25 protein-coding genes and 3 pseudogenes are annotated in these 17,441 nt (G+C 66.7%); 22 read left to right on the forward strand and 6 right to left on the reverse strand.

Going from position 1 to position 17,441, the window contains the following annotated elements:
- Nucleotides 1-215 precede the first annotated feature (215 nt).
- The 9 genes and pseudogenes from EES42_RS46135 to EES42_RS47585 form a co-directional block, all read left to right on the forward strand.
- Nucleotides 216-404 (forward strand): annotated as a pseudogene (locus EES42_RS46135) (hypothetical protein); the annotation flags it as partial.
- A 188-nt stretch (nt 405-592) separates the two neighbouring features.
- The gene (locus EES42_RS16105) at nt 593-1,024 is read left to right on the forward strand and encodes an Asp23/Gls24 family envelope stress response protein (RefSeq protein ID WP_124718915.1); all 432 of its coding nucleotides are present in this window, start codon (nt 593-595) and stop codon (nt 1,022-1,024) included.
- A 38-nt stretch (nt 1,025-1,062) separates the two neighbouring features.
- Complete coding sequence (locus EES42_RS16110) at nt 1,063-1,290, forward strand: hypothetical protein (RefSeq protein ID WP_124718916.1); 228 nt, start codon at nt 1,063-1,065, stop codon at nt 1,288-1,290.
- A 167-nt stretch (nt 1,291-1,457) separates the two neighbouring features.
- A complete protein-coding gene (locus tag EES42_RS47575) occupies nt 1,458-1,742 on the forward strand; it encodes a hypothetical protein (protein WP_346775394.1) in 285 nt (94 codons plus the stop codon).
- On the forward strand, nt 1,739-2,419 hold the full coding sequence (locus EES42_RS16120) for a DUF6286 domain-containing protein (RefSeq protein ID WP_124718918.1): 681 nt from the start codon (nt 1,739-1,741) through the stop codon (nt 2,417-2,419). Before EES42_RS47575 ends, EES42_RS16120 begins: the two co-directional genes overlap by 4 nt.
- Before the next feature lie 8 nt (nt 2,420-2,427).
- Entirely contained in the window at nt 2,428-3,024 is a 597-nt protein-coding gene (gene amaP / locus EES42_RS16125; RefSeq protein WP_124718919.1) for an alkaline shock response membrane anchor protein AmaP, read from the forward strand.
- 180 nt (nt 3,025-3,204) lie between these two features.
- Nucleotides 3,205-3,360: a DUF6131 family protein gene (locus EES42_RS44725; RefSeq protein WP_164495245.1), complete on the forward strand. Its 156-nt coding sequence runs from the start codon at nt 3,205-3,207 to the stop codon at nt 3,358-3,360.
- A 63-nt stretch (nt 3,361-3,423) separates the two neighbouring features.
- Nucleotides 3,424-3,594, forward strand: coding sequence for a hypothetical protein (locus EES42_RS47580; RefSeq protein ID WP_323180840.1), 171 nt, complete (start codon nt 3,424-3,426; stop codon nt 3,592-3,594).
- Nucleotides 3,585-3,752, forward strand: a complete 168-nt coding sequence (locus tag EES42_RS47585) for a hypothetical protein (protein WP_346775399.1) — start codon at nt 3,585-3,587, stop codon at nt 3,750-3,752. Before EES42_RS47580 ends, EES42_RS47585 begins: the two co-directional genes overlap by 10 nt.
- 140 nt (nt 3,753-3,892) lie before the next feature.
- On the opposite strand, the pseudogene EES42_RS46140 reads toward EES42_RS47585, so the two are convergent.
- Nucleotides 3,893-4,182: pseudogene (locus tag EES42_RS46140) on the reverse strand (IS30 family transposase); the annotation flags it as partial.
- A gap of 607 nt (nt 4,183-4,789) precedes the next feature.
- On the opposite strand from EES42_RS46140, the gene EES42_RS16140 reads away from it, so the two are divergent.
- Both EES42_RS16140 and EES42_RS16145 read left to right on the forward strand, forming a co-directional pair.
- Nucleotides 4,790-5,599 (forward strand): histone protein, encoded by an 810-nt coding sequence (locus EES42_RS16140; protein WP_124718920.1) that lies wholly within the window; start codon nt 4,790-4,792, stop codon nt 5,597-5,599.
- Between the two features lie 6 nt (nt 5,600-5,605).
- Nucleotides 5,606-6,688 carry an SRPBCC family protein gene (locus EES42_RS16145; protein ID WP_124718921.1) on the forward strand — a complete coding sequence of 361 codons (1,083 nt, stop codon included), beginning with the start codon at nt 5,606-5,608 and terminating at the stop codon, nt 6,686-6,688.
- Between the two features lie 270 nt (nt 6,689-6,958).
- Here EES42_RS16145 and EES42_RS46145 read toward each other — a convergent pair.
- Nucleotides 6,959-7,114 (reverse strand): annotated as a pseudogene (locus EES42_RS46145) (DUF6131 family protein).
- A gap of 322 nt (nt 7,115-7,436) precedes the next feature.
- On the opposite strand from EES42_RS46145, the gene EES42_RS16150 reads away from it, so the two are divergent.
- The 10 genes from EES42_RS16150 to EES42_RS16195 all read left to right on the forward strand — a co-directional run bounded on the left by EES42_RS16150 (nt 7,437) and on the right by EES42_RS16195 (nt 12,640).
- Nucleotides 7,437-7,832: a gas vesicle protein GvpO gene (locus EES42_RS16150; RefSeq protein ID WP_124718922.1), complete on the forward strand. Its 396-nt coding sequence runs from the start codon at nt 7,437-7,439 to the stop codon at nt 7,830-7,832.
- Between the two features lie 87 nt (nt 7,833-7,919).
- The gene (locus tag EES42_RS16155) at nt 7,920-8,384 is read left to right on the forward strand and encodes a gas vesicle structural protein GvpA (RefSeq protein WP_124718923.1); all 465 of its coding nucleotides are present in this window, start codon (nt 7,920-7,922) and stop codon (nt 8,382-8,384) included.
- A 3-nt stretch (nt 8,385-8,387) separates the two neighbouring features.
- Nucleotides 8,388-9,101 (forward strand): GvpL/GvpF family gas vesicle protein, encoded by a 714-nt coding sequence (locus EES42_RS16160; protein WP_124718924.1) that lies wholly within the window; start codon nt 8,388-8,390, stop codon nt 9,099-9,101.
- A gap of 9 nt (nt 9,102-9,110) precedes the next feature.
- Entirely contained in the window at nt 9,111-9,362 is a 252-nt protein-coding gene (locus tag EES42_RS16165; RefSeq protein WP_124718925.1) for a gas vesicle protein GvpG, read from the forward strand.
- Nucleotides 9,363-9,443: 81 nt separating this feature from the next.
- On the forward strand, nt 9,444-9,887 hold the full coding sequence (locus tag EES42_RS16170) for a gas vesicle protein (protein WP_164495246.1): 444 nt from the start codon (nt 9,444-9,446) through the stop codon (nt 9,885-9,887).
- Nucleotides 9,884-10,696, forward strand: coding sequence for a GvpL/GvpF family gas vesicle protein (locus EES42_RS16175; protein ID WP_124718926.1), 813 nt, complete (start codon nt 9,884-9,886; stop codon nt 10,694-10,696). The genes EES42_RS16170 and EES42_RS16175 overlap by 4 nt, the downstream gene beginning before the upstream one ends.
- Nucleotides 10,693-10,941: a gas vesicle protein gene (locus tag EES42_RS16180; protein WP_124718927.1), complete on the forward strand. Its 249-nt coding sequence runs from the start codon at nt 10,693-10,695 to the stop codon at nt 10,939-10,941. The genes EES42_RS16175 and EES42_RS16180 overlap by 4 nt, the downstream gene beginning before the upstream one ends.
- Entirely contained in the window at nt 10,931-11,338 is a 408-nt protein-coding gene (locus EES42_RS16185; RefSeq protein ID WP_124718928.1) for a gas vesicle protein K, read from the forward strand. Before EES42_RS16180 ends, EES42_RS16185 begins: the two co-directional genes overlap by 11 nt.
- 16 nt (nt 11,339-11,354) lie before the next feature.
- Nucleotides 11,355-11,528 carry a CsbD family protein gene (locus EES42_RS16190; RefSeq protein WP_124718929.1) on the forward strand — a complete coding sequence of 58 codons (174 nt, stop codon included), beginning with the start codon at nt 11,355-11,357 and terminating at the stop codon, nt 11,526-11,528.
- Between the two features lie 134 nt (nt 11,529-11,662).
- Nucleotides 11,663-12,640: an iron-containing redox enzyme family protein gene (locus EES42_RS16195; RefSeq protein ID WP_124718930.1), complete on the forward strand. Its 978-nt coding sequence runs from the start codon at nt 11,663-11,665 to the stop codon at nt 12,638-12,640.
- On the opposite strand, the gene EES42_RS16200 is transcribed toward EES42_RS16195, so the two are convergent.
- The 3 genes from EES42_RS16200 to EES42_RS16210 form a co-directional block, all read right to left on the reverse strand.
- On the reverse strand, nt 12,620-12,823 hold the full coding sequence (locus EES42_RS16200; protein ID WP_124718931.1) for a CDGSH iron-sulfur domain-containing protein: 204 nt from the start codon (nt 12,821-12,823) through the stop codon (nt 12,620-12,622). The genes EES42_RS16195 and EES42_RS16200 overlap by 21 nt on opposite strands.
- 37 nt (nt 12,824-12,860) lie before the next feature.
- Nucleotides 12,861-13,523, reverse strand: a complete 663-nt coding sequence (locus EES42_RS16205; RefSeq protein WP_124718932.1) for a HemK2/MTQ2 family protein methyltransferase — start codon at nt 13,521-13,523, stop codon at nt 12,861-12,863.
- Nucleotides 13,524-13,680: 157 nt separating this feature from the next.
- The gene (locus EES42_RS16210; protein WP_124718933.1) at nt 13,681-13,854 is read right to left on the reverse strand and encodes a CsbD family protein; all 174 of its coding nucleotides are present in this window, start codon (nt 13,852-13,854) and stop codon (nt 13,681-13,683) included.
- Nucleotides 13,855-14,929: 1,075 nt separating this feature from the next.
- Between EES42_RS16210 and EES42_RS16220 the strand changes: the two genes are divergently transcribed.
- Complete coding sequence (locus EES42_RS16220; RefSeq protein ID WP_124718934.1) at nt 14,930-15,499, forward strand: type 1 glutamine amidotransferase domain-containing protein; 570 nt, start codon at nt 14,930-14,932, stop codon at nt 15,497-15,499.
- 209 nt (nt 15,500-15,708) lie between these two features.
- On the opposite strand, the gene EES42_RS16225 is transcribed toward EES42_RS16220, so the two are convergent.
- Complete coding sequence (locus EES42_RS16225; protein ID WP_124718935.1) at nt 15,709-17,352, reverse strand: hypothetical protein; 1,644 nt, start codon at nt 17,350-17,352, stop codon at nt 15,709-15,711.
- Nucleotides 17,353-17,441: the final 89 nt, after the last annotated feature.

Genomic DNA, 17,441 nt, shown 5'->3' on the forward strand with positions numbered 1-17,441 from the left:
GAGCCAGCGCCGGGTCCTGAGGTCGTTCGGCCTGCTGTGAGCAGGTGCGGCGCCACGGCCGCCTCGACCACCTGACGGCAGCTCGTCAAGGTCACGGTGGCCCACTTGTGTCGCACATTGTGTGGATTGAGCCTTTCCCGGCCTGACGCTGATGGCCGCGTGTCGGACAGTTCCGAGGAACGACGAAGCTCCTGGTGGACGGGTTCTCGACCAAGATCGCCCGCAACCACCAGGAGTTACGTGCGTTTGTCCGCCCGTCGTCGGTCGACCTGTCCAGTCGCACCCCGCGGTGCCTGACCGAACGGCTCGCTGTGCGGCGTGGGGAGATCGGGACCCCGTGGCGGCGTCTTACCGCAGGTCGTCAGGCTCTCCTCGCCCTGGCCCGTCTGCGGTGCGGTGACACCCTCTTTCATGGCCGCGGTTCTCCTTCTCCCGTAGTGCGCCCCGATTCCGCAGGTGCTCTGGGCAGGGGCACTTCGTACCACTCGTCGAACCCTCCGTCCCATGGCTCAAACCTCTGATAGATCCCACTAAAACGAATATAATCCGGTTAAAGAGTGCTAGGTGATCTCCTTCAGGGAGGAATAGCCCGATGACTGAGAACACCGGCGGAATGCGCGACAGTGCGCCCGGCTCTCGCGGTCGGACGACCATTGCCGACGTGGTGGTAGAGAAGATCGCCGGAATGGCGGCTCGCGATGTGCTCGGCGTCCATGCCCTGGGTAGCGGATTTGCACGCTCGATGGGAACCATGCGGGAGCGGATGCCCGGCGCAGGCAGCGGCAAGTCCGTCACGCGCGGGGTCAGTGTCGAGGTGGGAGAGCTGCAGGCGGCCATCGATCTGGAGATCGTCGTCGACTACGGCGTCTCAATCACGGACGTGGCCGGTGACGTGCGCGAGAACGTGATCTCCGCAGTGGAGCGGATGGCGGGCCTGGAAGTCGTGGAAGTCAACATCGCGGTCAGCGATGTGAAGCTGCCCGACGAGGAGGACGAAGAGGAACAGCGGCAGCGGGTCCAGTAGCCAAGGGGGAGAAGCCCGCTTGAGCGAAGGAGCGCGTGATGAGCAAGGCTGAGGTCGGCTTGATTGCCGGAATGGCACTGGGTTTCGCCGGGTACTTCGGTGGCTTCTGGGCCTTCCTGCTGGTGCTGGTACTGGGCGCCGTCGGGCTTGTCGCCGGGCGCTTGATGGAAGGTGATCTTGAGCCGGGTGACTTCATCCGCCGCCGCCGTGACGACCACCAGCGGGTACGTGATAGCCGGCGACAGGCTCAGGGGGACTGGCGGTAGTGACCAGTGACGTCGATCGTCGGCCGGGCGTTCCTCGCAGAGAGCGGGGTGCGACCACCGTCTCCGACCATGCCGTCGCGAAGATCGCTTCCCACGTGGCCCGCGAGGCGTTGAGCCGGTTCACCGATGCGGCCCGCCGTGTACCGCCCGGCCACCGGACACCGCGCGTGACGACGTCTGTGCGGCGGGCACCGGAGCGGAAGGAGCACGCCGCAGGACGAGTCGGCGACACCGCCCATGGCCGTCCGGACATGCTCGGCGAGGTACGGATGCGTATCGCCGTGGAGCTGGGCTATCCGTCCGACATCGGGGCTCAGTGCGCTGCCGTGCGCCGCGAGGTCATCGAGCAGCTCAGGACATGGGCCGGCATTGACGTCTCCGAACTCACGGTGTCGGTCGAGAAGCTGCACTCGGTGCACTCGCGGAACAGAGACCGGGAGAGAGTGAGATGAGCGCGAACAGCAGGCGACAGCCGACCGGCGATGGCGACATTCCCTCCAGTACGGGACAGGCAACGTCATCCGCAGGTACCCCCGCTGGGGGCGCGACAGCAGCGGTCCGCGAATCGGGCCGGCCGGCGCGCCGCTTCTGGTCAGCGCGACGGATTCCCGCAGCCGTTGTGGCGCTGCTGTCCGTCGCAGGCATGGGGCTTCTCCTGTACGACGTGGTCTCGGTGCGGGCAGACCGGCCCGGGATGAGCTGGCGACGGCGGCTCGCCGAGGAACTGGCCACACGACCGCTGCATGACATCTGGATGATCGTCGGGGCCGCGGTGGCGATGGCTCTTGGCCTGTTGCTCTTCCTGCTGGCGGTGACGCCGGGACTGCGCAGAGTGCTACCCATGCGGCAGCCCACCGGAGTTGCCAGAACAGTGGAGGTCCACGCCGGGCTCGACCGCCACGCAGCCGCGCTGAATCTGCGCGACCGGGCCGTACGGGTGTCCGGTGTGCAATCGGCACGGGTCGATGTAGGCCGCCGGAAAGTCAGAGCCCGGGCACAGGCACATTTCCGCGATCTCAACGAGGTCCACGCGGATCTGGACGCCGTGCTGAGCGAAGCCGTGACGAACTTGGGCCTCGCCCGGAAGCCCACGCTGCACGTGCACGTCCGGCGCCCGAAGAAGGGGTGAGGTGTCCCATGCTCAAGGCAGTGAACCGGGTGTTGCTGGGGCTGCTCGGCCTTGGACTGTTCGCCCTGGGCGGCGGCGTGCTGCTCGGTGGGCTGGATCTGCAGCGCCACTGGGGGTTCGACATGCCGGGCTGGTGGCCCTTCCGAGGCCCGGAGGATGTCGTGTTGGGCACCTGGGGACGCACCCGGTGGCGGGAGGAGGGCTGGTGGTGGCCGGTTGTCATCGCGGTGCTCGTCGTGCTTCTCGCGCTGCTGCTTTGGTGGTTTCTGGCGCAGTTGCACAGACACCGGCCGGGCCAGGTCCTCATCGAGAGCGAAGGTGATGTGGCGGCCCGACTCAATGCCCGTGCGCTGGAGGACGCAATCGAGGAGGAGGCGAAGGTGCTGGATGGGATCTCGCACGTTCATGTGCGGCTGACGGGCCGGCCTGCTGCTCCGGCCGCACGAGTACGGCTGTTGCTCGAACCTCACGCAGAACCGGTGCGGACTCTGGAGCGACTGAGCGGGGAAACGCTCCCAGACGCACGGGACTCGGCAGGCCTGGACCGCCTGCCGTCGGAGGTCCGGCTCCGGGAGGTCCGCCACCGCTCCCACCGTGTCGTCTAAGGGCTGTCCATGGGGGATCGGTGCGGCACGGGTGTGGTGATCTTGAACGAGTGAGGCCTTCTGGTTCGGTGTGGACTGCGATACCTCCTCCACCGGCAGGAGGCTCTCCCGCAGGGTCTGCATCGCCACATATACGTGTGAGGCGCATACTGAAAAGACCTGGGAGAAACGGAGGACGCCATGATCATCCTCGGCGTCATTCTGCTGGTCATCGGTTTGGTGGCCGGCATATCGATCCTGTGGACGATAGGCATCGTGCTCGTCGCGATCGGCATTGTTCTTTGGATCCTGGGCGCTGTCGGGCATGCGGTGGGCGGTCGACGGCATTATTGGTAGTGCTGCTTAATCCCGGTGTGCTCGGGTGCCGCGTGCTGTTCGGCATCCTGGATGGAAGCACACATGGCTGTACGTCATAAGCTCATCGCCCGGGGGCCGTCCGTGCTCTGGGCGGTTCTGGAGGACGAGAGCCGTTACGCGGACTGGGTGGTGGGGACCTTGGACTCCGCCCCGGGCAACGGGCGTTGGCCGGAATTCGGATCGTCGATCAAGTACACGGTGTTGTGGGGCTGAAGGAGTTCCACGGACATACGACGGTTCGTCGCCTCGATGCGCCGAACGCGTTGGAACTCGAAGCGCACGGAGGGTCGTTGGGTGCGGCACGGATCGCCTTCGACATCCGGCCGTGGGGCGACAAGACCTTGGTCATTCGCGACGAGCATCCGCTGTAGACGCTTTTGCGTAGATCCGGCACCGCAGCATGCTGCGGCGACTTGTGGAAGTCGTCGAAGGAATACCCCAGGACACGGGGCGAGCGAAAGGCTGAGGGGGTCAGCCTCAACAGCGCATCAGCTGACCGGGTCCCGTAGATGGCAATACGCTCGGCTGGGGTTTCCCAGTCGAGCGTCTTTCGTGGTCGGCTGTTGAGTCCGGCAGCCACCGCTTCCGGCCGCTCAGGTGTCTGCGACGAGAAGCCAATGTCCTTGGGAAAGTTCTGTCGCAGAAGGCCGTTGGTGTTCCCCTTCGAGCCGCGCTGCCAGGGGCTCGCCGTGTAGCAGCAGTAGACCGAATGTCTGTGGCCTTGGTGCACGGCTGGTGAGCAGCCATCTCCACGCCCTGGCCCCAGGCCGGGGAACGCCACAGGTGCGGCGGAAGGAATTGATCGGTCACGGCGAAAGCGATACGGGGGCAAGAGCACTGTGGACACACGGCAGATGACGGATGGGCTCGTGCCGTCGTCCGCTATACCGCCAAAACATCGCCCCACAGCGGCCGCCCACCCCGGCTGATGTGCCCGCCGGCTCCGCTCAAGGTGCGAGGCGCCCGATACCGATCAGACTTGAATGCATGGCAGAAGAACGACAGCCCCGCGGCGAAAACCACGACTTGCGAGGCGCGACGGAGCGATTTGGAACAGCGCACCGTGAACACGTCGAGCTGCGTCCTGAGAGTCTGCTGCCCTGTTGCGAATTCGTCGCCGCTGCAGGAACTCACGTTCAGGCCGCCGGAGTCCGACCATGGGACTGATCACGGGACTGCTCACGCTCCCCATCGCGCCGGTCCGCGGTCTGATCGGGGTGGCGGAAGCTCCGCGACACTGCCGAGTGCGAACTGCACGGCTCAGGAGTGCTCCGCGCCCAGCTGGCTTTATTGAAACGGGAACTTGAAGACGGATATTTCGACACGGAGGGAGTTCGAACCGGGAAGAGGAAAGGTTGCTCGACCGGCCAGGTCGGCCCCGCACCGAACGATCGAAGGTGACGCACTCATGGATGACACGGCCAAGGTGACCCTCGCGGCTGCAGTAGTGGGCGGCTATGTGCTGGGCCGGACGAAAAAGGGCCGGCTGGCCCTGACCATTGCAACGTACCTGGCAGGGAGACGATTCGGCCTTGAACCCCGACAGCTTGCAGCCGAAGGGATGCGCAGACTAGGAGAGATCCCCCAGTTCGCCGAGCTGCAGGAGCAGCTGAAAGGGGAAGTCTTCGACGCAGGCCGTAAGGCAGTGGCCGCCGCTGCCGACCGGGGCATGAGTTCGCTTGCCGACGCCATCGGCGACCGTACGGCCCGGCTCGGCGAGAAGCAGGATGAGGGGGAGGAAGAGGGGGACGAGGAGGAGCACGAGCTGGAAGAGGGGGGCGCAGAGTACGAGGAAGAGGAGGAACCGGAAGAGGAAGAGCCGGAGGCCGAGTACGAAGAGGGCGAGGCTGAGGAAGAGGAGGAGCAGCCGGAAGAGGAATACGAGGAGGAAGAGGAAGAGCCGGAAGCGAGGCAGCCGAAGCAGCGCCGTAGTTCTCGTCAATCAGCCCAGCCCAGAGGAGGCGCGGCGCGGAAGAAGGCTGCTCCTGCCAGTGGAGAGAAGCCTCGGACGGCCAAGAAGTCTGCCGCCCGGAAGGCGGCCCCGGCGAAGAAGGCGGCTGCGAAGAAATCTGCGTCGGCCAGGAAGCCTGCCGCCCGGAAGGCGGCCCCGGCGAAGAAGACGGCTGCGAAGAAGACCGCTCCGGCCAAGAAGTCCGCCGCCCGGAAGACGACGTCGTCGAAGCGAGCAGCGTCCAAGCGCGCCGATCGTCGGAGGTAGCCAGTCATGACCAGGACGGAAACAGACCAGCCCACGGCACAAATGTCGGGTGCGGACCGGCTTCGCGAAGAGGCGTCCAACTTCCTCAGTGCACAGGTGGAGAGGCTCGCCGAGAAGGCGGGCGACAAACTGACCGATGTCACTGGGCAGCTCACCGATGTGGCCGAGACCGGATCGCTTCCCGCGATCGGCTCCCGTATTCTCCAGGGCGATTCCCCGCTGAAGGCATTCGTCGGAGAGAAAGCCAAGGGCGTCAAGGACAATGTCGTGGGGAAGGTCAAAGAAGCGTTCGGTGGAGGAAAGGGGAAACGCAAGTCGAGCGGCGGCAAGGTCATGAACATCATCGAGGTTCTCGATGTGGGAGTTCCCCTGCGTGTCGCGTACGACCACTGGACGCAGTACGACCAGTTCAGCAGCTTCGCGAAGGGTGTTCGCGATGTCTCGAAGAGCGATGAGATGTCCAGTGACTGGAAGGTCAAGGTCGGCCCATCCTCGCGCGGCTTCAAAGCGACTGTCCAGGAACAGATTCCCGACGACCGCATCGTTTGGACATCCGAGGGGGCCAAGGGAACTACCCGTGGTGCGGTCAGTTTTCATGAGCTGGCACCCAGCCTGACTCGAATCGTCCTGGTCGTGGAGTACTACCCGTCCGGGTTCTTCGAGAAGACGGGCAACCTGTGGCGCGCCCAAGGGCGCCGAATGCGACTCGACTTCAAGCACTTTCAGCGATACGTCACCCTTGCCCAGGAAGAGCCCGAGGGCTGGCGCGGTGAAATCAGGGACGGCGAAGTCGTCGTGTCCCACGAAGACGCCATGGAAGAAGAGGCCGCCGAGCAGGAGGACTCACAAGACGAGGAGTCCGAGGACGAGGACTACGAGGAGGAGCCCGAGGACTACGAGCCCGAAGGCGAAGACTACGAGGACGAGGACGAGCCCGACGAGGAAGACTACGAAGACGAGGACGAGGACGAAGAGGAAGGCGAATACGAGGACGAGGACGAGGACGAGGACGAAGAGGACGAGGACGAAGAGGAAGAGGAAGAGGAAGAGGACGTAACCCCCTCCCGGGGGCAGGGACGACAGCGGTGACGCCGTGACTTGCGTCGCCTTCAGGTAGGGGGCCTACCCGTCTCGGGACCGCAGACCACCAATTTTGTCGGGCCGCAGCCTGGCGTTGTGGAAGCTGGAAATCCCGGAATCAGTCGGGCTGGAGGAATCAGTCGGGCTGGAGCACACACAGCGCCGAAATGACCGCAGGCGGCGCCTCGCCAAGGTCGGCCTCCACATAGGTGCGGACCGCCTGAACGTGCTCATCCACGTCGTCGCCACAGACGACGTGGATGGCGAGACTCTGCCGGGCTACCAGTAGTGCCTTTGACCAGCGACCGCGTGCCCCAGAGAACCCAAGATCCACAAGATAACCCCGATAACCGCGAGAACTATCCCGATTGCTCACAGTATGGAGATGCCGGTCACGAACCCGGCGACAAGCAAGATGATTCCGGGAATGATCACGGAGTTCTCCGATCTTGCACCTGCCTCTCTTTTTTTACTTTGGTCCCTGCGCGCCGCAAGGGCAACTACTCACGGAATGGGCACATGCGCCTGGGGTCGTCGGGGAACGGGTCAGCAAGAGTGAACCCCGGCGTTCCACCACTTGCGAAACGCGATGGCGCCATGCAGTCAGTGGAGAGGCCAGGGCGCGGTTAGGAGGATGCGTCCGGCGCTGAAGCAATGCGAGCTCCGAGATGCGGTTGGCCCAGGCCGTATATCATGGAACGGCGTCTTGTGAAGGTGACGCGGGCATCATGTCGTCTCCGATTCCGGAGCGGGAAACATGACCGTAGGCGAAGAGGACGAGACAGGGCGCGTCCGGCGTCCGTCCAGCAAGAAGCCCGTCAAGAAGACTGCCGGGAAAACCAGCACCGGACGGGCCGGCAGCGGCACGAACGAAACGAAGCGTGCGGCACGTCGGGTTTCGGCCCCGCGAGCCATGCGTTATGCGGCTGAGCAGCTCCAGGAGCTTTTGGGGCGAGCACCCGAGTCCGTCTCGGCGTTGAAGCCGACGGAGGACGGCTGGCAGGCGGACGTGGAAGTTCTGGAGCTGGAGCGTATCCCCGGCACAACCAGCGTGATGGCGAGTTACCGGGTGACGCTGGACGAGGAAGGCGAATTGCTGGCGTACGAGCGCACCCGCCGCTACACCCGAGCCCAGATCGACCCACGTGGCTAGGGCCGGAATACCACCGCTGCACCGCTCGACGGACGAACGGAAGCGGCCTCGTCCGGAGCCACGTGTGAGCTGTTGAAAGGAGGCACCATGACTATGGTGCCGCAGGGCGGAGGAACCATTTCCAGGGCCGGCGGAGGAGGGTCGGGGAACCTTTACGACATCCTCGAACTGATTCTGGACCGCGGCCTGGTAATCGATGTCTTTGTGCGTGTGTCCTTGGTGGGCATCGAGATCCTCAAGATCGATGCCCGCATCGTCGTGGCGAGCGTGGATACCTACCTGCGCTTCGCGGAGGCCTGTAACCGCCTCGACCTGGAAGAGGGTCGCAAGGCTCCGTCTCAGCTGACCGACCTGGTCGGCGAGGTGACCGAGGGCGGAGCGCATGGCAAAGCCAAGGGCGCGCTGAGCGGGGCCGCTGACGTGCTGACCGATGCCCTGAAGGGAGGGCACGACGACGAGGAGGCAGAGCAGTCGGAAAAGAGGCGCAAGGAGCCCGAGGAGAGGCGGGAGCGGCCGCGGCGTCGGCCTGCCGCCCGACGCCGCGAGGAGTGAACCATGGCCGTATACGTGTACTCCATTGTCCTGGCCACCCATCCGCAGCGCTTGGACGGCCTCCACGGGGTGGGGGATCCGCCGGCGACCCTCCGCACGGTGCGCACCGAAATGCTGTCCGCGGTCGTCAGTGACGCGCCCGAGGAGCTGCGTCCCAAACGCCGAGACCTCGGCGCCCACCAGGCCGTCCAGGAACAGCTGATGGCCGACGGCACCGTTTTGCCACTGCAGTTCGGCTTCACCACCGTGGACGACGACGCTGTACGAGCGGTCCTGGAGGACGGTGCAGATGAATTCAGCGAACGCTTGCGGGCGCTGGAGGGCTGCGTGGAATACCACCTGAAGGCCGCCCAGGACGAGGATGCGCTGTTGCGCCAAATCCTTCGGGAGTCCGACGAGGCGCGTGAACTCAACGAGGAGATGAGAAGCGGCCGCAGCGGCCCGGAACTGCCCCTCGCCCTCGGGGAGCTGGTCTCCCAGGAAGTGCAAGCGCGGCAGGAACGGCTCGCCGTCGAAGTCCTTGATGCGCTGCGCGGACTCGCTCGGGAAGAACGCTCGTCGCAGCCGACCGGGAACGACTTCCTGAATGTGTCCTTCCTGGTGGAGCGGGACAACGAGAAGACATTCCTCGGTGCGGAACAGGACATCGCCAAGGAACTGGGCGAGGACTTCGACCTGCGACTGCTCGGCCCGCTGCCCGCCTACAGCTTCGTCTGAGGAGTCCTCATGGGACTGCTGACTCAACTCGCAACTCTTCCGCTGGCGCCGGTGCGCGGCGTGGCCTGGGTCATGGAGCGCGTCGTCGAGGCCGCGGAGAACGAGTACTACGACCCAGCCCCCGTCGAACGGGAACTCGCCGCACTTGAGCGAGCGCTCGTGGCGGGAGAAATCGACGAGCAAACCTTCGACCAGCGCGAGGACGAGTTGCTGGATCGGCTGGACGAGATCAGGGCCCATGTCCAGGGCGTCGATACCTGATCGCGCAGCCGGTGGAACGGGCCCATTGCCACGCGCTCCCGTCGAAGCTCCGGGACACCAGGGAATTGAGGTGCAGCGGCCGTGACCGAACCCGTCGCCAGGAGGCTGGGCGACCTCCCGTCCAGGTCCGCCCCGTATGGCCAGGGCTCCTCGGCCAATCTCGCCGACATCCTGGAACGCGTACTGGACAAAGGCATCGTCATCGCAGGCGATATCCAGATCAACCTCCTGGACATCGAACTGCTCACCATCAAGCTGCGCCTGCTGATCGCTTCGGTGGACAAAGCGAAGGAAATGGGCATTGACTGGTGGGAGCACGATCCCTCACTGTCGTCACGCGCCAACGACGGCCGCTCACTCGCCGAGGAGAACAAACGGCTGCGGGCTGAAATCACGGCGCTGCGCGAGGACCGTGAGCTGCCACCGGCCAAGAACGAGGAGAGCCGCACCGCGGCCCCCCGCCGCACCTCACGCACCAAACGGGCAGCGACCAGCCCCCGCAGCGAGAGGCGGGACGAGCAATGAACGCCACGGTCTCCTATGCGTACGCCGTAGCACGGGACGCCGACGGATCGCTGGAAGAAGCTCTGTCCGGGCTCCCTGGAGTGGCGGAGGCGACGGTGCATCTAGTACGTGTAGAGCACAGCGACGATGTGGTGGTCGCCGTGAGCCCGGTACCCGAGCGAGACTTCCAAGAGGCCGCGCTGCGAGCGCATCTTGAGGACTTGGACTGGCTGGAGTCAGTCGCCCGCGCTCATCACCGGGTGATTGAGGCCTTGGCCGCCCGCACCGCCGTCCTGCCACTGCGTCTGGCCACGGTGTACCTCGACGACGAGCGGGTGCGACTCATGCTCCGGGCCCGCCGTGAGGCGTTTGCCGACAGACTGACCGACCTTGCAGCGCAGGTGGAGTGGGGCGTCAAGATCTATGTCGAAGCGGCCTCCGAGGAGGGGCCGGCAGGCCCACCCACAGATGCGGGTCTGACCCCCGGGCGGGCTTACCTCAGCCGGCGCAGAGCACAGCGAAACGCCCGCGAAGACGTCTATAGGGGCGCAGAACAGGCCGCCGAGCGGGTCGAGGCCGCCGCCCGCGCTTATGCGGTCGATCGCGTCCAGCACCGGCCGCAGCAGGGCGAACTCGCCCGCGGGCCGGGAGAGAACGTCATCAACGACGCCTACCTTGTGCCGCTGCGACAAGCTGAGGACTTCCGCGCCGATGTCATGCAGGCCGCAGAAGGACTACCCGGGGTACGCGTCGAAGTCACCGGGCCGTGGGCCCCGTACTCCTTCGCCACCCTCACCGAAGCCGAACCGCTGAGGAGGGCCACGCCGTGAGGGCGGCGGGCAGGCCGGAGGCTGCGCCGGAGGAGCCGCTGCCGCAACGGCAGATCGCACTGATCGACCTGCTGGACCGGTTGCTGAGCGGAGGCGTGGTCCTGACCGGTGACGTCGTGCTCTCCATTGCCGATATCGACCTCGTACGCATTTCGCTTCGCGCGCTGATCGTCTCCATCAGCGAACAGAATCCTTCCCCGTGGCATGCCATCTCAGCACCCGTAGGAGACGACCATGTCAGGTAAGGGCCAACCGCCCGGAAGCCGCCTGGACGAGATCGCCGACGCCGCCGCCCGCGCCTTCCGCATGCTGCCCGCGATGCCGCAGGACATCCTGCCCCGGGGCGGTGCTGAGGCGCGAAGGCCGGCCCATCGGATCACTACCGCCCCGGACACGGTGGAACGGGACCTGATCAAGCTCGTACTCACACTCGTCGAGCTGCTACGACAGCTCATGGAACGCCAAGCCCTTCAGCGGGTCGACGCAGGAGACCTCACTGAGGAACAGGAGGAGCGCCTCGGAGCAACTTTGATGATTCTGCACAGTCGTATGATTGAACTCTGCTCTCGGTACGACCTTTCCATGGAAGATCTCAACTTGGATCTCGGACCTCTCGGAACTCTGCTGCCACCACCAGAATGACGTCAGGGAGAAAGAAATGGGTATCGGAAAGAAGTCCAAGAACATTGGCGAAATCGCGGAGGGGAAAACTAAGGAATCGGTCGGGCGGGCCGTGGGCAACGAAAGGCTGGAGGGAAAGGGGAGGGTCCAAAAGGTGAAGGGTAAAGTGAAGCAGGTCGTCGAGAAGGGCAAGGACACCTTCAGGCACTGAAAGAAAGACGCGCCGCACTGACCCGCTGCCACACTCCGAACACGGGCGGGCCGGCGTTCAGCGGAGCAAGCGTCGGCCGACTGGACTCGACTCAGCTGGCGGCGGGCCAGCAAAAGCCAAGAAGGGGAGGTGCCGTGAGGCTGCCGGAGACCCGGGGTGAGCTGTCTGCCGCTCTGATCGAGGCGCTCGGCCGGAGACCGGGCCGGCGCAGCCTGCCCGACATACGCCTGGTAGCGGGTGGCGACCCGTACGACGACGACCTCCAACTCGCCCTGTACCTCTGTTACGAGTTGCACTACCGCGGCTTCGACGGTGTGGACGGTGCCTGGGAGTGGGATCCGGAACTGCTCAAGGTGCGTGCCGCGCTGGAGCGGGAGTTCATGGCAGCTCTGCGCGCTGACGTGCCGGTGGCCGAGGACGTCGGCAGCGCGCTGGACGAACTCGTTCTGGAGCCGTCGGACGCCGACGACGTGTCGTGCTTCCTGCGGGACGAGGGCGAGCTGTGGCATCTGCGTGAGTACGCCGCCCACCGCTCGCTCTACCACCTCAAGGAGGCCGATCCGCACGTGTGGGTGATCCCGCGCCTGACGGGCCGGGCCAAGGCGGGAATGGCCGCTGTGGAGTACGACGAATTCGGAGCGGGACGGGCAGAACAGGTCCACTCCAGGCTGTTCGCCGATCTGATGGCGGACCTCGACCTGGACACCTCGTACGGGCACTACCTCGACGCCGGCTCTCGGCAGATGCTCGCGACCGTCAACCTCATGTCACTCTTTGGACTCCACCGCTCACACCGTGGTGCGCTGGTCGGTCACTTCGCCTCAGTGGAGACCACGTCGCCACCTGGGTCGCGGCGCCTCGCTCAGGCATTGAAACGGGCCGGTGCCGGGCCTGCGGCCATCCACTTCTACGCGGAGCATGTGGAGGCCGACGCCGTGCATGAGCAGCTCGTACGGCATGAGGTCGTAGCCGGTCTGCTCCAGGAGGAGCCGGATCTGGCACCGGACGTCGCCTTCGGCATCGCGGCCACGGGATGGCTGGAAGACCGGTTCGGGCAGCAGCTGCTCGGCGCGTGGCGGGGCGGCGAGTCCTCAGTCTGTGTGCCGCTCTGAGGCAGGCGGTGGGGCTTTCGGCCTCTTCCGACCGCGGTGGCTCGTGTCGCACCAAGGGAAGATGAGGCTCCGCCGGCAGGTACACAGTGCGACGACAGGCCGGTCCGAGCGGGCAATGCGGCCGTCCTCCCGGACCACTTCGACCGGCCCCTCCACGAGCATGGGTCCGCCCGGCTCCTGCATGACGCGCCGTGCGGCTGCCCGAGGTGCGGTTTCTGGTTCAGTGCGGTCGTTCTGCACGGATCACCACCAGTTCTTCTGCCTTCTGGCCGTGCTCGATCAGGCCCTGGGCCTCCAGCCAGCCGGCCCGTTCTCGCAGGACAGGCCCGAAGGGAACGAACCGGCGGTCGGTCACAGCCACCTTCAATCCGCCTTCAGCCAGCCGCGCCAGGGTCATCGCCGGGTCGCTCAGCACGGAGTGGACCGCCAGCAGCACACCTCCGGGGCGCAGCAGAGCGGGGCACTTGGCGCAGAGCCGGTCGAGCACCGCCCGGCCGTCGATCCCCGCCTCCCAGGCCCGAGCAATGCCGCGCCGCGGAACGCGGACGTTCGCGGACGGCACGTACGGCGGGTTCGCCAGCACGAGGTCGAACCTCTGGCCGGCCGCAGGCTCCGTCAGATCACCTCGGCTGGCCCGGATGGCCCGCGCGTGCCCCGACAGCAGTGCGTTCAGTCGTGTCGTGAGCACCGCCGCGGCCGACGTGTCGATGGCGACCACGTGGGCAGCGCCGTGGTGGGCGGCGGCGATCGCCACGGCGCCGGTACCGGTACCCACGTCGAGTACCTCCGCTCCGGGTGACAGGTGCTCGCGCCGCAGAGCGGATATCAGCATGGCGGTGTCTTCCTGTGGCATGTAGACACCCGGAGGCTGAAGGAGTTTCATTGTCGCGTCCGGCTCTCAGAGATCACGCAGGGTGCACAGGGGGGCTTCTCCGCCCAGCCGCTCGGGCGTCCCGCGACCTCACAACGGCAGCCCGCACCTTGAGAGCCGTGAAACCCGGATGCGGTCGCCCCCGGGTGCCCGGCCCGCAATGCAGGTACTACTGTCCGGACTTCTTCAGCCGCTCAGTCGCCTTTGCCGCGGTCTCCTGGGCCTTGCCTGCCAATTGCTCGGCGCGGCCCTCAGCCTGCATTTCCTTGTCGTCCGTGGCACTGCCGACGGTTTCCTTCAGCTTTCCCTTGGCGTGCTTGGCCTTCGCCTTTGCCTTGCCCATGACCATTCTGCCCTTCACTGTGGGATGACGTAATCCACCTTGCGTCGACCACTGCGAGGCCGCAATCGGTTAGGTGTCGCGCTCCCGAGCAACTGGAAGGAGGAGCCGCAGGAGCGGCACTCTCCGATCAGTCGGGCGGTTCGGGGACCGGGCGGGAACCGGGATCCGGCGCCGGGGGCGGCTCCGCGTCTGGCTGGCGCTCGGGCTCGCCGGGACCTGGCTCGCACGGCGGCTGCGGGTCGTGTGGCACCGGATCCGGCCGACTGGGAACCGGCCCGGGGCCCCGGGGGAAGGTTCTGTGGTCATCGCTCTCGTCCCTTCTCGCGTCGGTGCTTCCCAGCACCCCAGCGGACCGACCGCGAGTCGAGCGAGGTCGCCTCGGAAATGTCCCTGGCAACGGGGCAGGGGCCCGGCTCCACAGTCGGCATCTCACACGGGGAAGAGACCGTCGGTACAGGAACTGGACCGCTCCGGCCTCGGTAAGGACTGCACACAGCGTTCTCTCCGAGATCTCTCATGCCTGCTCAGCGCATGGGCGGAGGAACAGCGCAGTGGCTTCCCGCTTCAGCTGCCGCTGTACGGTCGCCGCCGGAGGGCCGAACGTGCATGCTGGCAAAGGGGTCGTGTCCGCGCCGTACTCGGGTGGGAGTTCCGGCGCACCTCCCTTGGTGAGGACTTCGGGATGGCGCTCCGGGCCGGCGTCGTCCGGTTCGCCTTCCCCTCGGTCGCCGGGCACCGGCTGTCGGCCGTGAGGGCAATCGTTTCGAATCCGGGAAGGGCAGCTGATCGCCGCCTGGGAGTCCTGGCCCAGCACGGTGGCGGAACCGTCGGCCGGTTCGTAGCGGGTTATCACCGCACCGCCCTGTCGCACGACCCGCACGGCGCGGTCTTCGGTGTCGAGTCTCCGAGCAGCTCCGTGGTTGTCCCCGCGGCGTTCGGGCTCCGGCCCGGCGCAGATTCCGATCGGTCCCCGCGGGCCGGGAGATCTGGCGAGGCCGCATAAGCGCAAAGATCCAGGCAACCCACGACTCCAAACCACTCCCGGCGGACCGTTCCAACCCGAAAGGACCTGGGAATGTCTGACAACGACGTGAGCATGCGGAAGGTGCTGGCCATCGTCACGAACTACGGCGTCGAGCAGGACGAACTGCTGGTGCCCCTCGAACACCTGCGGGGCTGGGGCGCCGATGTGGACGTCGCTGCTGTGTCGGCTGACGACGTTCAGACCCTGGTCGGCGACAAAGTTCCTGGGAAAACCATCCGACCCGAACTCACCCTGAGCGATGTTGACCCGGCCGATTACGACCTCCTGCTCGTACCAGGTGGCACCTTGAACGCCGATGCACTGCGTCTGCAGAATTCGACGACGGAGATCGTCCGCTCTTTCACGTCGTCCGGGCGCCCCGTAGCGGCCATCTGCCACGGACCTTGGGCCTTGGTCGAGGCGGGTGTCACCGAAGGCAAGAGGCTCACCTCCTATCCCTCGCTGAGGACAGACATCGGCAATGCCGGTGGCGAATGGGCGGACGAGCCGGTCGTCAAGGATGACTCCTGCGGCTGGACCCTCATCACCTCGCGCAACCCAGGTGATCTGGTGCCGTTCCTCCGGGAGATCGATGCAGCGCTCGCCGTGGGCGCCGGCTGAACGTGACCGGTCGTGCCGCTACGCTTCCGGCCGAGAGACTTGCTCATGCCACAGCGCGGTACCCCGTAGCTGCTCTCCCACCTCGCTCCGAACCACGGGCAGCTCCCCGCCTACCAAGCGGGTGGAGGTCGAGTCCCACAGGAACCGCGGGCCGGCAACGTCTCTTGCTGTTCCTCTCACGGCGCAGGGGCCAAAGGACAAGCCGACGGTCAGTCCGATTCGAGCAGTACCCCCTCGTAGGCGAGCCACTGGGCGAAGGAATGAAGTCCGCCCGCCAGGCCCGTCGCGGGTGTCCAGCCAGGGGGGCGCAGGGTGCCGGCCGGGGTGTGCCACCCTGGCTCGGCGTCCGTCACCGCCCGCACCGGTACGGGCCGTACGGCACTGTGCACGGCCTGTGCGAGTTCGGCCGCCGTGCAAGGTTTCTCGGCGGCGACCGCGATGACGCGGTTCTCCGGCCGGGCACGCAGAACTGCCACGATCGCGTCGGCGAGGTCGTTCACATGGACGGGATACACCTCGGCGTCCGGGTCGCCCTCGGCCCTGACCGGGTGGCTGCGCAGCGCATCCCACACCATGCGGCCGATCGGGGTGTGGCGTGAGCAGCCGGGGCCGTAGAGCTCACCCACGCTCAGTGTGTACGGGGCCGGGTCACCATGCGGATGGACCGTCACCTCCGGTTCGGCGGAATGCAGTCGCGTCAGGTCGATCACGGCGGCGGATCGCTCCTGCCGGTCGGCCAGCCTGCGCGCGAGATGTTCGCCGAGCGGGGTCGCCGCCCCGTGCCAGACGACGCCACCCGCGGGCCGGGGGCGTGTGCGGTGCTCGGCGGCGGCTTCGCGCCCGGCCTGGAGCGCCCGCCGCGCCACCTCGGCCAGGGGTTCGCGGCGGCGTGCGATGTGCTCCTCCGTGCCGGCGTTGCTGATGCCGCCCGGGCCGATCGTCGCCACCGCCTCCGCGTATGCCTCCGAAGCCGTGGGCGGGGTGGCGAGTCCGGCGCGGGCGGCTTCGAAGCCCATGGCCAGAGCCGTCAGCCAGGTGCCCTTGACGTCCGGCTCGGTCGATCCGGCGCCGGGCGGGCGCAGCAGCGCGGCGGGCAGCCCGGCACCGTGCAGGTACTGCTCGGTGTCCAGGTGCAGCCACTGCTCCGGGCCGGGGCCCGGGACCCGTACCGCGCACCGCGCCACCCCGTGCTTGAAGAACGGCAGCACCGTCAGGCCGGTGAGGGTCTCACCCTCCTTCCCGGGCCGGTCCCCCGGCAGGAAACAGACCGAGCGGCGCGGGCCGCGGAAGGCGTTTCCGGAGATCGAGCCGCGGTCCTCGTGCTCGGCGAGATTGGGTACGGCGACATAGCGCGGAACACCGAGGGCGCTCAGATAGCGGTGCATCAGGATGTCGTCGGGCCAGCCGCCGAGCCGTTCTCTGCCGTAGGCGACGAATCCCTCGGCGATCCGGCGCGGCAGCACGATCGCCACGCACGGGAAGTACTCGTTGACGGCGCCCACCCAGCGGGCGCCCGCCATCGCCCCCAGCCGCACAGCCGCCCCGTTGCGGGAGTCCCAGAGGGCGAACAGGGCCAGCGCCGCGTCGGGCAGCTCCTCGATCGCGAGCCGGACCCGGTCCAGGAAGGATTCGGACAACACCATGTCGTCCTGGACCACCAATTGATGTGTGGCCCCTTCCTCGATCGCCGACCATGCGGCGAGAGCGGTGCGCAGCACCGACGGAGTGCCCGTGGGGTCGGGGTCCATGACCACCCGCAGAAGGCCGGAAGGCGCGCTCAGGGCCATTTTCTCGGCCGCCGCCCGGCGTCTGGGATGGGTCATGACCACCGCGCTGAGCCGTTGGCGTGCCATACGTCCTCCCTCTGTCCGGATCGGCCCGGACCGCACCGGGCGTCCGTCCGGAGCCTGTCCGCCAGCCGGATTCGGACAGTACGGGCGGT

Source organism: Streptomyces sp. ADI95-17, from assembly GCF_003846175.1.
GTDB lineage: Bacteria > Actinomycetota > Actinomycetes > Streptomycetales > Streptomycetaceae > Streptomyces > Streptomyces sanglieri.

Bases quoted from the DNA above. Each gene is read 5' to 3' on its own strand.
- EES42_RS16105 (WP_124718915.1), top strand. From the start codon at position 593: ATGACTGAGAACACCGGCGGAATGCGCGACAGTGCGCCCGGCTCTCGC.
- EES42_RS16110 (WP_124718916.1), top strand. From the start codon at position 1,063: ATGAGCAAGGCTGAGGTCGGCTTGATTGCCGGAATGGCACTGGGTTTC.
- EES42_RS16120 (WP_124718918.1), top strand. From the start codon at position 1,739: ATGAGCGCGAACAGCAGGCGACAGCCGACCGGCGATGGCGACATTCCC.
- amaP (WP_124718919.1), top strand. From the start codon at position 2,428: ATGCTCAAGGCAGTGAACCGGGTGTTGCTGGGGCTGCTCGGCCTTGGA.
- EES42_RS44725 (WP_164495245.1), top strand. From the start codon at position 3,205: ATGATCATCCTCGGCGTCATTCTGCTGGTCATCGGTTTGGTGGCCGGC.
- EES42_RS47580 (WP_323180840.1), top strand. From the start codon at position 3,424: ATGGCTGTACGTCATAAGCTCATCGCCCGGGGGCCGTCCGTGCTCTGG.
- EES42_RS16140 (WP_124718920.1), top strand. From the start codon at position 4,790: ATGGATGACACGGCCAAGGTGACCCTCGCGGCTGCAGTAGTGGGCGGC.
- EES42_RS16145 (WP_124718921.1), top strand. From the start codon at position 5,606: ATGACCAGGACGGAAACAGACCAGCCCACGGCACAAATGTCGGGTGCG.
- EES42_RS16150 (WP_124718922.1), top strand. From the start codon at position 7,437: ATGACCGTAGGCGAAGAGGACGAGACAGGGCGCGTCCGGCGTCCGTCC.
- EES42_RS16155 (WP_124718923.1), top strand. From the start codon at position 7,920: ATGACTATGGTGCCGCAGGGCGGAGGAACCATTTCCAGGGCCGGCGGA.
- EES42_RS16160 (WP_124718924.1), top strand. From the start codon at position 8,388: ATGGCCGTATACGTGTACTCCATTGTCCTGGCCACCCATCCGCAGCGC.
- EES42_RS16165 (WP_124718925.1), top strand. From the start codon at position 9,111: ATGGGACTGCTGACTCAACTCGCAACTCTTCCGCTGGCGCCGGTGCGC.
- EES42_RS16175 (WP_124718926.1), top strand. From the start codon at position 9,884: ATGAACGCCACGGTCTCCTATGCGTACGCCGTAGCACGGGACGCCGAC.
- EES42_RS16185 (WP_124718928.1), top strand. From the start codon at position 10,931: ATGTCAGGTAAGGGCCAACCGCCCGGAAGCCGCCTGGACGAGATCGCC.
- EES42_RS16190 (WP_124718929.1), top strand. From the start codon at position 11,355: ATGGGTATCGGAAAGAAGTCCAAGAACATTGGCGAAATCGCGGAGGGG.
- EES42_RS16200 (WP_124718931.1), bottom strand. From the start codon at position 12,823: ATGCAGGAGCCGGGCGGACCCATGCTCGTGGAGGGGCCGGTCGAAGTG.
- EES42_RS16205 (WP_124718932.1), bottom strand. From the start codon at position 13,523: ATGAAACTCCTTCAGCCTCCGGGTGTCTACATGCCACAGGAAGACACC.
- EES42_RS16210 (WP_124718933.1), bottom strand. From the start codon at position 13,854: ATGGGCAAGGCAAAGGCGAAGGCCAAGCACGCCAAGGGAAAGCTGAAG.
- EES42_RS16220 (WP_124718934.1), top strand. From the start codon at position 14,930: ATGTCTGACAACGACGTGAGCATGCGGAAGGTGCTGGCCATCGTCACG.
- EES42_RS16225 (WP_124718935.1), bottom strand. From the start codon at position 17,352: ATGGCACGCCAACGGCTCAGCGCGGTGGTCATGACCCATCCCAGACGC.